The sequence below is a fragment of the Rhodococcus sp. ZPP genome (assembly GCF_017656075.1).
Classification (GTDB): domain Bacteria; phylum Actinomycetota; class Actinomycetes; order Mycobacteriales; family Mycobacteriaceae; genus Rhodococcus_F; species Rhodococcus_F oxybenzonivorans.
Window position 1 is genome coordinate 5,229,159 of the sequence record NZ_CP058638.1, and the last position, 13,427, is coordinate 5,242,585.

General features: G+C 66.9%; 12 protein-coding genes. 6 read left to right on the top strand and 6 right to left on the bottom strand.

Features of this window, described 5'->3' with window-relative positions; translation table 11 throughout:
• Positions 1-157: 157 nt before the first annotated feature.
• Positions 158-1,384: a GAF domain-containing protein gene (locus tag HYG77_RS24240; RefSeq protein WP_208960883.1), complete on the top strand. Its 1,227-nt coding sequence runs from the start codon at positions 158-160 to the stop codon at positions 1,382-1,384.
• On the opposite strand, the gene HYG77_RS24245 is transcribed toward HYG77_RS24240, so the two are convergent.
• The 3 genes from HYG77_RS24245 to HYG77_RS24255 all read right to left on the bottom strand — a co-directional run bounded on the left by HYG77_RS24245 (position 1,381) and on the right by HYG77_RS24255 (position 4,616).
• Positions 1,381-2,853, bottom strand: a complete 1,473-nt coding sequence (locus HYG77_RS24245) for an FAD-dependent oxidoreductase (RefSeq protein ID WP_109332425.1) — start codon at positions 2,851-2,853, stop codon at positions 1,381-1,383. The two genes, HYG77_RS24240 and HYG77_RS24245, sit on opposite strands and share 4 nt — an antisense overlap.
• Positions 2,854-2,969: 116 nt before the next feature.
• Complete coding sequence (locus tag HYG77_RS24250; RefSeq protein WP_109332424.1) at positions 2,970-3,374, bottom strand: PPOX class F420-dependent oxidoreductase; 405 nt, start codon at positions 3,372-3,374, stop codon at positions 2,970-2,972.
• 66 nt (positions 3,375-3,440) lie between these two features.
• A complete protein-coding gene (locus HYG77_RS24255; protein ID WP_208960884.1) occupies positions 3,441-4,616 on the bottom strand; it encodes an aminotransferase class V-fold PLP-dependent enzyme in 1,176 nt (391 codons plus the stop codon).
• Positions 4,617-4,761: 145 nt separating this feature from the next.
• Here HYG77_RS24255 and egtA point away from each other — a divergent pair, with 145 nt between their 5' ends.
• The 5 genes from egtA (at position 4,762) to HYG77_RS24280 (ending at position 10,267) form a co-directional block, all read left to right on the top strand.
• On the top strand, positions 4,762-5,979 hold the full coding sequence (gene egtA / locus HYG77_RS24260) for an ergothioneine biosynthesis glutamate--cysteine ligase EgtA (RefSeq protein WP_208960885.1): 1,218 nt from the start codon (positions 4,762-4,764) through the stop codon (positions 5,977-5,979).
• The gene (gene egtB / locus HYG77_RS24265; protein WP_208960886.1) at positions 5,979-7,283 is read left to right on the top strand and encodes an ergothioneine biosynthesis protein EgtB; all 1,305 of its coding nucleotides are present in this window, start codon (positions 5,979-5,981) and stop codon (positions 7,281-7,283) included. Before egtA ends, egtB begins: the two co-directional genes overlap by 1 nt.
• 1 nt (position 7,284) lies before the next feature.
• Complete coding sequence (gene egtC, locus HYG77_RS24270) at positions 7,285-8,028, top strand: ergothioneine biosynthesis protein EgtC (RefSeq protein ID WP_208960887.1); 744 nt, start codon at positions 7,285-7,287, stop codon at positions 8,026-8,028.
• Positions 8,028-9,002: an L-histidine N(alpha)-methyltransferase gene (gene egtD, locus HYG77_RS24275; protein WP_109332418.1), complete on the top strand. Its 975-nt coding sequence runs from the start codon at positions 8,028-8,030 to the stop codon at positions 9,000-9,002. Before egtC ends, egtD begins: the two co-directional genes overlap by 1 nt.
• 71 nt (positions 9,003-9,073) lie before the next feature.
• Positions 9,074-10,267, top strand: coding sequence for a PQQ-dependent sugar dehydrogenase (locus HYG77_RS24280; RefSeq protein ID WP_208960888.1), 1,194 nt, complete (start codon positions 9,074-9,076; stop codon positions 10,265-10,267).
• Between the two features lie 9 nt (positions 10,268-10,276).
• Here HYG77_RS24280 and HYG77_RS24285 read toward each other — a convergent pair whose 3' ends face one another.
• From HYG77_RS24285 to HYG77_RS24295, 3 genes are all read right to left on the bottom strand, one after another.
• Positions 10,277-11,164 carry a cyclase family protein gene (locus HYG77_RS24285; RefSeq protein ID WP_208960889.1) on the bottom strand — a complete coding sequence of 296 codons (888 nt, stop codon included), beginning with the start codon at positions 11,162-11,164 and terminating at the stop codon, positions 10,277-10,279.
• 161 nt (positions 11,165-11,325) lie between these two features.
• Entirely contained in the window at positions 11,326-11,913 is a 588-nt protein-coding gene (locus HYG77_RS24290; protein WP_208960890.1) for a TetR/AcrR family transcriptional regulator, read from the bottom strand.
• Entirely contained in the window at positions 11,910-13,133 is a 1,224-nt protein-coding gene (locus HYG77_RS24295; RefSeq protein WP_208960891.1) for a cytochrome P450, read from the bottom strand. Before HYG77_RS24295 ends, HYG77_RS24290 begins: the two co-directional genes overlap by 4 nt.
• Positions 13,134-13,427 lie beyond the last annotated feature (294 nt).

Here is a 13,427-nt window from a genome sequence, read left to right on the forward strand (position 1 = left end):
GTATCGAACATGCCGGTTCACCCTCGCCGAGACAACTTACGGAACTCTACCGGATGGCTGCCGGGCCTGCTAATCGGGTCGTCGTTTCGATGACGCCCTCACGATGTCGGGCACAGTCCTGCCGCCGGCCCGATGATGGACTAGTGGTGTGGCTCACATGGCCGGGGGTAGCCTCGGCGTTGTGAGCACAGAACCCCGGAGCGCCGACCGGTTGACCGCGGTGGCCAGCGGCGTGGATCTGTCACGGCATGCCCGATTGCTGAGCAGGGTGCACGACGCGGTGCTGTCCGGGCAACAGCCGCCGGTGATGCCGCGGGACGTGGTGGCACGTTCGTGGTCGCGACTGCAGGCAGGTGGGGTGACCCCCGATCATTGTGCCGACGTGGAACCGGCCGACTTCGCGGAGATCGAGGAGCGCCGGACGCGCACCGCGCTGAGGTCGGTTCTCCCCGAGCTGCGTAACACGCTGACGCAAGTGGCCGACGACGCCAACTTCATCGTGGTCATCGCCGATGCCGACGGCGTGCTGCTGTGGCGCGAGGGATCACGCGGAGTGCGCAAAGCCGCTGATGCGCTCGGGTTCACGGAGGGCGCGCGCTGGGCGGAGCAGGCGGTGGGCACCAACGCCATCGGTACGGCTCTCGTCGAAGATGCGGCGGTACAACTCTTTTCGGCGGAGCACTATGCGCCGTCGCATCACGGGTGGTCGTGCACCGGGTCGCCGGTCCACGATCCGCGCACGGGGGACATTCTCGGCGTGGTGGACATCAGCGGATCGGCGATGTCGGTTCATCCGACCACGGTCGCACTCGTGCGCACCGCGGTTCGCCTCGCCGAGGCCACCCTGTGGCGTGAGCACACCGCGCAACTCGAGAAGTTGCGCGGACGGGCTGCCCCGTTGCTGGCTTCGGCAGGTGGTCCGGCTCTGGTAGTCGATCAGCACGGCTGGGTGGCGGGCGCGACCGGGATCGCTGCACCCGAGCGGCTGGCTACGCCGAGTCAGGGCAAACCGCTCCTCGTCCCCGGGCTCGGGATCTGCGTGCCCGAACCGCTGGGCGACGGGTGGCTGGTGCGTCGCCGGGTCGACGGCGCGGGACTGCAGGTGGAACTCGACCTCGGCGCGTCACCGCGGGTGACGGTGTGCGGAGATGCGAACTGGACGCAAGCCCTCTCGCCGCGGCATGCGCAGATACTCCGGGTGTTGGCGGTGGCGGGAACGGGCGGTGTCGATGCTGCTTCCCTCAGCGAGGCGCTGTTCGGCGACCGAGAGCACGTGGTGGCCGTCCGCGCCGAGGTCTCGCGTCTGCGCAAGACTCTCGGCGCGGTGCTGAGCACGCAGCCCTACCGTTTCGCGGACGGCGTGAGCGTGCGGGTGCTCGACTAGCTCTGCTTCGCGGCGGCCACGCCCGCCCGGCGACCGTAGAAGCTGCCGTCGCCGAGCGAGGTCCCGCTGGCGTATCCGCCCGCGCACACACCCGACGTGCAGCGGCCCGCTGCGAAGAGTCCGGGAATAGGCTCCCCGGAGACGTGTAGTACCTCGGAGTCGAGGGTGGTCCGCAGCCCGCCCAGAGTGAAGCCCAGCGTGAACCCGCGCAGGTCGAGTGCGGCGACGGGGGAGCCGATCGGCTTCACCCACTCGGACTTCTTGTGCAGCAAGGGATCGACGCCGTCGGCGGCGTGCTTGTTGTAGACCTCGACGGTCGATCGGAGCGCACCCTCCGCCAGCCCCATGTCCGACTCGAGTTCCTCGACGGTCTCGGCGACCCACTTGGGTTGTACGCGCAGAAAGGGGGTGGCGGTGGTGGCGGCAACACCTTCGTCGTAGGCCGCTTCGTCGATGACGAGGAACGCCTGATTGTCCTGGTGGAACAACGTCATCTGACCGATGCGCCCCGAATAGGTGTCTTCCGGGACGTACCGCTGTCCGCGACCGTTCACCAGAATGCCTCGCACTATCAACTGGGGATCGCACACGAACGCCACTTCGGTGGCGTCCATGTGGGCCAGGTCGGCGCCGAGAGCCTGGGCCATCAGGATCGACCGGCCGTCGTGTTCCTCGATGGCGGCCCCGGGCCGGCCGATGAGGCGGGGAGCGTAGGCCTGAATCATCTTGTCGTTGTAGGCGAAGCTCCCGGTGGCGAGGACCACGCCGCGTCGGGCCCGGACGGCGACCTCTTTGCCGTACTGCTTGGCGATGATCCCGACGACCCGACCGGTGTCGTCCGTGATCAGAGTCTGCACGCGCATGTCGTATTCGGCTCGCACACCCAGCTTTTCGGCGGCCTCCACGAGTGGCTTCATCAGCATGTAGCCACCACCCTTCTCGCCGGTGCGCTTGCCGTCCATCTGCGGAACGTGTCCGCGGGGTGCAGGTGTGGCGATTTCGTTGAACGGTGCCGCGTTCTCACCACCCGAGTACATGAGGCCGTCGTCGAACGGCGGTTCCCAGCCCGGCTCTCCCCAGAAGCTCGCCTTGAACGGCACGCCGCACTCGACGAGCCAGTTGTAGTGCTCGACGCTGCCGTCGCAGTAGTCGGCGATCTTCTCCTCGTCGGCGCCGGGGCCGAGGGCTGCCATCATGAATTTCTTCATGTTCTCGGGCGAGTCCTCGAAGCCACAGGCTTTCTGAAGGGGTGTACCGCCACCGAGGTAGATGAAGCCCCCCGCCAGTGAGGCTGCGCCACCCCAGCCGCTGGTGCGCTCGAGGACCAGTACCTCGGCGCCGGCCCGTGCCGCCTCGATCGACGCGGACACACCGGCGATCCCGTACCCCGCGACGACGACGTCGGCCTCGTAGTCCCACGCGGCGATCTCGGAAACGGGTCGCGGGCGGATCGGAGTCGGTTCGGCCATGGGTGGTCCTCTCGGGCGCTCGGATGTGACGATGCACGGCTATCCGAACTGTAACCTGTTATAGCCGGGAGTCGACCTGTCGTCTCGCTGAGTGGGAGGCGATTTTCACGCTGTGCCTATAACTCCAGATCACGCACATCGGTCAGCTCGTAATGAAGCGTCTCCGTCCGCATCAGCCGGTGGGCGAGGTGGACGAAAACTCGTTGCAGAACCGGGTACCGCTTGTCGATGAGCACGCCGGCGGCGCGGGACTCCTCGCCGCTGAGCAGACGAGCCGTTGCCCGGGCCGGTGGCCCGGTCGGTTTGCCTGCCCAGGTACAGGGGCGGATCCGGACTTCGGGGAAGTTGCGGAGCCGTTTGTTCTTCGACGCCTTGCCCGGAGTGCGGAAGACGGCACGTTCGCCGTCCACCACCAGATTGACCGGAGTGTCCACCCAGGTCCCATCCCGCTTGCGGGTCTGCAGCTGCACGACCTTCTCTGCGGCGAAGCGGGGCAACGCCGTCGATGCCGGATTCGTCATTTTTCTCGCGTCCTGGCTTGTCGGTGCTCCCAGATTACGTCGCAGCCCCAGCCGGAACCACTACTTCTACTTCGCCAGCGCTGCCACTTCCGCGAGTGTCCGATCGAGATCGTCCGGGGAACAGAAATAGTGTGGGGAGGCGCGCACGACGGCGTCCAGATCGCGAGCGCTCATGTCGAGCAAGGTCGATCCGCGCAGGCTGGCGGTGACGGTCACCCGGCGAGTCGCCAATTGCGCACGCACATCCCGCGGATCGAGACCGTCGACGGTGAACGACACGATTCCGCAGCGGCGGGTCCCGAGGTCGCGCACCGTGACGCCGTCGATGTCGGACAGCCCCGAACGCAGGTACTCGGCGCCGTCGACCACAGCCGCCTCGACCTGGTCGATACCGAGGTCGAGGAGATAGTCCACTGCCGCGCCCAGGCCCAGCCGGGCCGCGACGTCGCATTCCCAGAACTCGAACCGACTCGCGTCTGAGGCCATCCGGTAGTCCTCGGCCCCGGTCCATTCGGCACTGTGCAGGTCGAGTGCCGCCGGCTCGAGGGTCGTGGTCAGTTCATCGGCGATGTACAGGAACCCGGTGCCTCGAGGTCCGCGCAACCACTTGCGGCCGGTCGCGGACAACGCGTCGACGCCGAGCTCGGCCACGTCCAGTGCGATCTGTCCGACGGACTGGCACGCATCGAGAAGCACGAGAGCTCCCCGGGCGTGTGCCAGGTCGACCACCTCGCGGACCGGGTTGACCAACCCGCCGTTGGTGGGCACGTGCACCAAGGACACGAGACGGACGCGGTCGTCGAGAAGCTTTTCGAGAGCGACGAGGTCGATCTGGCCGGACGGGTCACTCGGAATCACGTCGACGGTGGCGCCCGTGGACCGTGCCCGTTGAAGAACGGCGATCGCGTTGCTGGCGTACTCGACTTCGGAGAGAAGGACCCGGTCACCCGGCTTCAACGGGACGGCCTGGAAGAAGTCGTTCCATGCGGTGGTGGCGCTGTCGACGAGTGCGATGGTGTCGGCGCCCGCGCCGATCAACCGGCCGATGGAGGTCTTCACCGAGGCGAGGTCACCAGCGCGTTCCGCGGCCGCGACGTATCCGCCGACGTCGGCCTCGCGGCGCAGATGAGCAAAGACCGCGTCGAGTACCGGGGTGGGCGGAAGCGAAGACCCGGCGCTGTCCAGAAACACCTTGTCGAGGCAGCCGGGGGTGTCCCTTCGCGCGCGCTCGCGGTCGAGCATGTCGGATACCTCCTGTTCAATGCGAATGGTGTCGAACGTACCGCGGCGGACTGACGAAAAGTATTGCCGTTCGCACGTGCATAGGTGGGCCCGGCGCTCTATCGTCGATAACGACGTTCAGGCGGCGCCCGAAAGGGAGGGTGGAATGGGTACTGCGATCCAGTCCGTCGAGGGAGTCGGTGTCACGTCGCGACCTGCTGCGGAGGCCTACATAGGCGGCGTCTGCTTCAAATTGGGTCCCCCGCAGCTGATCGGCGCGGAGTTGGAGTGGCTCACCGCGCAGGTGCCCGAATTCGTGCGTCCCGATCTGGCAGCTCTTGCGGACGCCCTCGGGCCGCACACTCCACGAACCATCGACCCTTCGTCACCAGCCGAGCCACTCCCCGGCGGCAGCGCCGTCACTGTCGAACCGGGCGGACAGATCGAACTGTCCAGCGCTCCCTGCCGCTCCGCTCGCGAACTGTGTGACTACCTCTCCGCGGACTACGCCGTTCTCACCGATCTGCTCTCTACCCGGGCAATTCTCATGTCGTCCGAGGCAGCGGACACGCGCCGTCCTGCCCACCGCCTCCTTCAATCGCCGCGCTACTGCGCGATGGAGTCGCGCTTTCGGGAGATCGGCCCCTACGGGAAACTCATGATGTGCAATACCGCTGCCACGCAGGTCAGCGTCGACGCAGGCGCGGACCCAGCGGCCGTGGAGCAGCGTTGGCAGCTGCTGCACGCAATCGGGCCTGCTCTGATCGCGGCCTTCGCGTGCTCCCCTCGGTTGTACGGGGTGCCGGACGGGCAGTGGGCGTCGCAGCGGATGCGAACGTGGCTCGAACTCGATTCGCCTCGAACCGCCGGAACGCGGAACAGCGGCGACTACGCCCGCTGGGTGCTGGATGTACCGCTGCTGTGTGTCCGGGGCGACGGCGCCGACTGGACTGCGCCGCCGGAGGCGACATTCGGCGACTGGGTGGACGGGGCCCTGGACGACGTGATCGGACGCTCCCCGACTTCCGCGGATCTCGACTACCACCTCACCACCTTGTTCCCTCCTGTCCGTGCCGCCGGTTACCTCGAGGTGCGCTACCTCGACGCGCAGCCAGGAAATCTGTGGCGGGTGCCGGTGGCGGCAATCGACGCGTTGCTCTCGGGTCCGGGTGTCATGGCCGAGGCGCTTGCCGCCGCTCTTCCGACGTCGGAGCGCTGGCGTGATGCCGCCGAGTTCGGCCTGGCCGACCTCGAATTGCGCGCAGCGGCAACGGCTCTGTTGTCGCTGGCGGCGTCGTATTCGCCGGACCCGGAGTTCGTCCGACTTCTCGATGCCGCCGCCGAACGATGTTGCCGGGGCCACGCTCCGGGCGAGGAGAGCTGATGGGAACCCGCGAGAAGGTCGAGGCCGTGCTCACCCGTGCACGCCGGCGAACCGCCGGACTGACGGACTGCCTGGACGACTCCGACCTCGTCGCGCAGCATTCGCCGCTGATGAGCCCACTGGTCTGGGACCTCGCCCACATCGGTAATCAAGAGGAATTATGGCTCGTGCGCGATGTCGGAGGCCGTGAACCGGTCCGTAGTGACATCGACGAGTTGTACGACGCGTTCAAGCATTCTCGGCGTTCCCGTCCGTCGTTGCCACTGCTGAATCCGGCCGAAGCGCGGCACTACGTCCGTACAGTCCGCGACAAGGCGTGGGACGTCCTCGACAGCAGCACCTTTCGCGGCAGGCCGCTCGAGGAACACGGATTCGCCTTCGGCATGATCGCCCAACACGAGCAGCAACACGCCGAGACGATGCTCGCCACCCATCAACTGCGTTCCGGAGCGCCGGTTCTCACTGCGGAGCCCGCGCCGCGTGTCGGGGTGCCGGTGACCGAGAAGGAAATCATCATCCCAGCTGGAACATTCACGATGGGCGCGTCGGACGACCCCTGGGCGTTGGACAACGAGCGCCCGGCACACTCGGTGTACGTGCCGTCCTTCGAAATCGACGCCGTTCCCGTCACCAACGGTCGTTACCTCGAGTTCATGGACGACGGCGGATATCGTCGACCCGAACTATGGAGTGAGCGAGGGTGGGCGCACCGCTGTGAGGCGGCACTCGAAGCGCCGCAGTTCTGGGAGAGCGACGGCCGGGGCGCTTGGTGGCGCCGGGTGTTCGGGGTGCCCGAACCACTTCACCCGCAGGAACCGGTGGTGCACGTCTGCTTCTTCGAAGCCGAGGCATTCGCGCGGTGGGACGGCAAACGACTGCCCACCGAGGCCGAGTGGGAAAAAGCTGCTCGATGGGATCCCGCCACGGGACGCTCCCGCCGGTTTCCGTGGGGTGACAGCGATCCGGACGACTCGTCGGCCAATCTCGGACAGCGGTTCCTCGGACCGGCTGTGGTGGGAGCGTACCCGTCGGGGGCATCGCCCCTCGGCGTCCACCAACTCGTCGGTGACGTCTGGGAATGGACGTCCTCACCCTTCGAGCCGTATCCCGGATTCACGGCGTTCCCGTACCGCGAATACTCGGAGGTGTTCTACGGCGGGGATTACCGGGTATTGCGAGGTGGTTCCTTCGGTACCGATCCTGTGGCATGCCGCGGCACGTTCCGGAACTGGGACCACCCGATCCGACGGCAGATCTTCTCGGGTTTCCGGTGTGCACGCGATATTTCGGGAGACGAACGCTGATATGTGCCGGCACCTGGGATATCTGGGACCGGATGTGTCCGTCGGCGAGCTCATCGGCTGGGGTGAGAACTCGCTGCTGCGACAGTCGTGGGCGCCGCGGGACATGCGCCACGGCGGAACGATCAACGCGGACGGATTCGGTGTCGGGTGGTGGGGACAGGACGCCTTCTCCCGCTACCGCAGCCAGCAGCCGCTGTGGTCTGATCCGGTACTGCGGGAGACGCTGCCCCAGATACGGTCCGGCGCAGTGGTGGCCGCGACCAGGTCGGCAACGGTGGGTATGCCCGTGCAGGCCACGGCCTGCGCGCCGTTCACCGATCGGACGTGGGCGTTCAGCCACAACGGTCTGGTGAAGGGGTGGCCCGAGACACTCGGACCGCTCGCCGCGCAGCTTCCGGTGACAGACCTCCTGCAACTCGAGGCGCCGACCGATTCGGCTGCGCTGTGGTTACTGCTGCAACGAGCGCTCGCGGAACAGGGGCCGGAGAAGGCGCTCACCACGCTGATTCGAGCCGTCGACGCAGCCGCACCGAAGTCGCGCCTGAATTTTCTGCTCGGTGACGGCCGCGAGTTGTGGGCCACCACCTGGGATCACTCACTGTCCGTGCTCGTCGACGACGACAGGGCAATCGTCATGTCCGAACCCTTCGACGACGATCCCGGGTGGCAGTCGGTACCGGACCGGCACATCGTGTACGCCCGCCCAGGACATCTGATAATCACGCCGCTCGAGATGGGAGCCTGATGACCACCGCACCGACCCTCGAGGTGTATCTGGAACCGGACCAGCTGAAGGACGCACTCCGCAAGGATGCGACCGTGGGGCTGACGTCGAATCCGAAGTGGCTGCCGCCCAAGTGGTTCTACGACGCGCGTGGGAGCGAGCTGTTCGAACAGATCACCGCGTTGCCGGAGTACTTCCCGACGCGCACCGAGCGGGAACTGCTCCGGCAACGGTCGGGGGAGATCGCCGAGGTGGCGGCACCGGAAATTCTGGTGGAGCTCGGTTCCGGCTCCTCCGAGAAGACGCGGTTGCTGCTCGAAGCGGGAACCCGACACGGAACCCTCCATACGTATGTGCCGCAGGATGTGTCGGTGTCGGCGCTGCAGGGCGCCGCCGAGCAGATCGGGGCCGAGTTCCCCCGCCTTACCGTCCACGGCGTGGTCAGCGACTTCACCGAGTCGCTGCATCACCTTCCGCGGGGCGGTCGCCGCATGATCGCCTTTCTCGGGGGCACACTCGGCAACATGGTCCCGGGCGAGCGGGCCGAGTTTCTCGCCGGAATCGCCGACGTGCTCGAGCCAGGGGAACATCTGCTCCTCGGAGTCGGACTTGTCACCGACCCCGCCGTCCTGGTCCCGGCGTACGACGACGCCGCCGGCGTGACGGCGCAGTTCAACCTGAATGTGCTGCGGGTACTGAACGGTCAGCTCGACGCAGACTTCCCCTTGGACGCGTTTCGGCACATCGCGCTGTGGGACGCCGATAACGAGTGGATCGAGATGAGGCTCGAAGCTCAGCGCACCCTGTCCGTCCGGGTTGCGGCACTCGACCTGGACGTCGAGTTCGCTCGCGGCGAGCAGATGCGCACGGAGATTTCCGCGAAGTTCACGCTCCCCGGAATCGCGGGGGAGCTGGCCGCGGCCGGTTTCGAGGTCGAACGCACGTGGAGCGACCCGGACGACCGCTTCGCCCTTGTGTGCGCAACACGGTCCTGACCGACAAGATCACTTCGGGTCTCTGCCCGCCTATAGTGACCGGCATACCGCAGTCGACCCGAGGAGTATCCGTGCGTCAGTCCAAGCTCGCCGCCCTCGCTCTCGCTACCACAGCCGTTCTCGGTCTTCCGACAGCGCAGGCTACGGCCCAACCGTCGCCGTTCCCGTTCGACACGGGCAGCCTCGGGTCCGGCAGCGGCGACCCTGAAATTCCGACGGAAGACACCCTCCCGGACCTGACGGTCACCCCGCTCCTCGAGGGACTCGATCATCCCTGGGATGCCGTGCAGGCGCCGGACGGTGCCGTGCTCACGGGCCAGCGGTCGGGTGGTTTCTTCGTCCGTCGCGCCGACGGATCGACCGGTCCGGTCGCCGCGGACCTCGCCGACCTGTACGTGCAGAGTGAGACGGGATTGATGGGGATCGCGCTGGCTGCGGATTTCGCGCAGTCCCGAAGGCTGTACACCTGCCAGGGATTTCAGGGTGGCGGCGTCACCGACATCCGGATCCAATCGTGGACCGTCGACTCGACCTGGACGGAGTTGACCCGCGGCGCCGCGGTGCTCACCGGTATACCCGTCCAGGACGGGCGCCATGGGGGATGCCGAATTCTGACTGCCGCCGACGGCACCCTTTTCGTGGGCACGGGAGATACCGCAGCACCGGGCGTGCCTCAGGACCCGGACTCGTTAGGCGGTAAAACTCTTCACATCAACCCGGACGGGACACCGGCCGCGGGAAATCCGAATGCCGACAGCCCCGTCTACACACTTGGTCATCGCAATGCTCAAGGTCTCGCGCAGCAACCCGGCACGGGCCGCGTCTACGCCGTCGACCAGGGCACCACTCGGGACGACGAGGTCAACTTGCTCGTCGCCGGTGGCAATTACGGATACAAGCCAGATCGTATCCCCGGCATCTATGACGAATCCGTACCGATGACCGACCCGGTCCGGGTACCGAATGCGATTGCCGCGGTGTGGAGTTCGGGCAGCACGACGCTGGCTACGGGGAGTGGCGCATTCGTCTCCGGTTCGGGTTGGGGGCCGTGGAACGGCGCATTCGTCATGGGCGGGCTCAAGACGAAACAGCTGATTTTCCTTCGCCTGGCCGCCGACGGCCAGTCGGTGACGGCTCAGACGTTCGGACTGCAGGATCAGTACGGTCGGCTCCGCTCCGTCACCCCCACTCCCGACGGCTCGCTGCTCGTCACCACCGACAACGGTGACACCGACCAGGTACTCCGGGTGACACCGCAAGGGTGACGGCGGGGTTCAGATCCAGGCGAGGACTCGGCACGGTCCACCCGACCCACCGGCATGAGTAGGTGCGCCAACCATGACGGTGGCGCCCGCCGGCGGTATCTGTGACAGATTTGCGAGCACTTCCACCGCGTACTTGCCGGCGCCCAGCGCGCCGAGGTGAGCGCCGAACGTGGTGCTGCGCCCGGCGTCGATGCTCAGGGTGTCGGAGCCGAGCCCGACGATGTCGCGTTCGCGGAGGAGGAAGTCGACGGCGTCCGGGTCGAATCCGGGTGTCCGCTGGACGCCTGCGGCGTCCACATTGACGAATGCTCCTGGTTGTCCCACGCGATCCGCCCACCCCGAGTGCATCGCCACGAGGCAGCGGTCGGGCAGCGTGCCGTGGTCGGACTCCCAGTCCACAATGTCCTGCCGGGTCAACAGGGCGTCGTTGTCGGTGTGTGCACGCGCAGCGATGTCGATGACAGCGATCGGTGCCACCAGGTCGCGGGGCGAAATCTGTTCGACCGTGATGCCGCCCGCGCTCGCATGGGCCGGAGCGTCGATGTGGGTGCCGGTGTGCTCGTCGAGGCGTAATTCGTTCTTGTAGAACACACTTGCGGCGCCGGGGGCGAGCGACCCCAGTGATCCCGTGCCACCGCCGATCTGCGCCAGATTTCGCATCTCGAAGCCCTGCGCGCCAGGCCAGACCGGGAAGCCGGCCCGGAGTACGTGCGTGAGATCGACGATCGGTCCCGCAGGCGGCGCCACCTGCGGCACGGGCGCAGCGGACACCGAACCTGACGTGGACGCTGCGAGCGCCGCCGCACCCAACGCCCCGAACATGGCACGACGAGTCATCTGCGGGCCGCGGCCCTCGATCGCTCCGTACACGTGGTTCATGATCCGTGGCGAGCACATCACGACTCCTTCGGTGGGGGACGCGCTTCCGACGCATCATAAGCGTTGGTGCGCACATCCCCTCGGATTCCGTACCAGTCCACCCGGAACGCCCTGTGCCTGCCCTGTGCCTGCCCTGCCCTGTCCGTCCATCCCACCGCACGAACCGGACGTCCGTTGCGTCAGATCGAACGAGCGTCCCGTTCGCGCGGGCCGGTGATGACCGGCGCGACGAACTGCTCGATCATGGCGCGCTCATCGTCGTCGTCGACTCCGGGAACGGTGAGCAGCGAGACGATGACGCGGACGAGCCATCGCGCCCGGCGTGACGTCTCCTCGCCACCGACTCCCGCTTGCCCGAGGAAGGCGGCGCCCAGCGACTCGATGACCTCCGACGAGTGCGCAATCTGTGCGGCAAGTCCCGAGTCGCCCAACTGGAACCAGGCGGCCAAGGTGGGGTCGCGGCGGACGAGCCGGATCGCCGTGAGCATCGCCTCGACAATCACGTTCTGCGGGTCGGCGGTTCCCGAGACGTCGTGTGCGATCAGCGCACCGATGCGGCGGGCCTCGCGATGGACGAAGGCGAGTTGCAAAGCCTGTCGGCTGTCGAAATAACGGTAGAGGGTGGCGCGCGAACACCCTGCGGCCCGGGCAACCTCGGCCATCCCGACGGCGTTGATACCGTTCTCGACGTATAACTGGGCCGCAACATCGAGGATGCGTTCGGCGGCGACGCGGGGACGTTCGTCGCGCATCCAGTCCCCGGTCACGATCCGCGCACCGTGAACGGGATACCCGTCGGGCGGCGCACGTAGTTGCCTTCCGCGTAGACGACGGCATCGATGTCGACGGTGAAGTCGGGGCAGCGGGCGAGCAGCTCCTCCAGGGCGATGCGTGCCTGCATCCGGGCAGCGGCCGCCCCGAGGCAGTGGTGGGCCCCGTGACTGAACGTCAGAATCTGCTTCGGCCGTCGTTGCACGTCGACCTCTTCGGCGTCGGACCCGAACTGACGCGGGTCGCGGTTCGCTGCACCGTACAGCAGCAACGTCTTTCGCCCCTTCGGGATGACGGTGCCCTCGATCTCGATGTCCCTCGTGGTGGTGCGGGCGAGGCCTTGCACCGGCGACGTCAGACGCAGGAGTTCTTCGACGGCATCGCCGACGAGTTCGGGGCGGTCGATGAGCAGTTGCCGTTGGTCGCGGCGCTCGGTCAGCAATTGCACTGCCCCGCCCAGCATTCCGGTGGTGGTGTCGTTGCCGCCCGTCACCATCGTGAAGGCGAATCCGAGGATCGAGAGCAAACCTTCCACGTCGCCGTCGGCGCCCATCCCACCGGCGACGAGGTGGGAGATCGCATCGTCTACGGGTTCGGTGCGACGACGCTCGATCAGCGTGGAGAAGTACGTCATCAACTCGGTGATCGCCACGGTCGCGTTCAGGGTGTCGCCCTGGGCGTTGGCCGCCACGATCGCCTCGGTCCAGCCGTCGAACCGGTCCCGGTCTTCTTCGGGAACCCCGAGATAGTGGGCGACGACCATGCTGGGCAAGGGTTTGAACAGCTCCTTCACCACGTCGCCCTCGCCGATCTCGCGGAGCCGCTCGATCCGCTGCACCACGAATTCCCGGACGGCGGGCTCCACGGCGGTGACCTGGCGTGGTGTGAAACCTTTCGACACGAGCCGCCGGAACGCGGTGTGATCGGGCGGGTCGAGCATCACCAGGGGAGGGTTGTCCTGCAGCCCGATTTTCTCCAGCTCGCCGTAGGTGGTGGTGAGTCCGGAAGCGGAGGAGAACGTGCCCGCGTCCCTCGCGGCAGCGTAGACATCCGCGTACCGGGACAGCACCCAGTAGTCGTGCTCCGGGTGGTCCTCAGGAACGACGTGGTGCACAGGGTCGTGGTCGCGCAACTGCGCGTACATCTGCCACGGGTCGCGCCACGAGTCACCCGACCTCGGCACAAAGGACACGCTGCTCGACACATTTGCGGTCATGTATCGATAGTGAGACACATCCTACAATGTGTCAACCAGGCCCCTGGGATCAGAACTCCCGGTCCGCCACCGGTGGACGGTGAGCATCGGCCAGTAGGGCGCGGACAGAATCGGCGGAGGGTGCAATGCCGGGGTCGGTCTGGAAGTTCTCTGCGAGCGATGCCGGGTCTGCTGCGTAGGCTGGGGTATAGGCAGGAGTCTCGGGCTCGAATCGCCAAACCCTGCGCCAGCGTGCCGGCATCGACTGCGTCGAAGCCCAACCGGTCGATCAGGAACGCCGCAATCTCCTTGGCG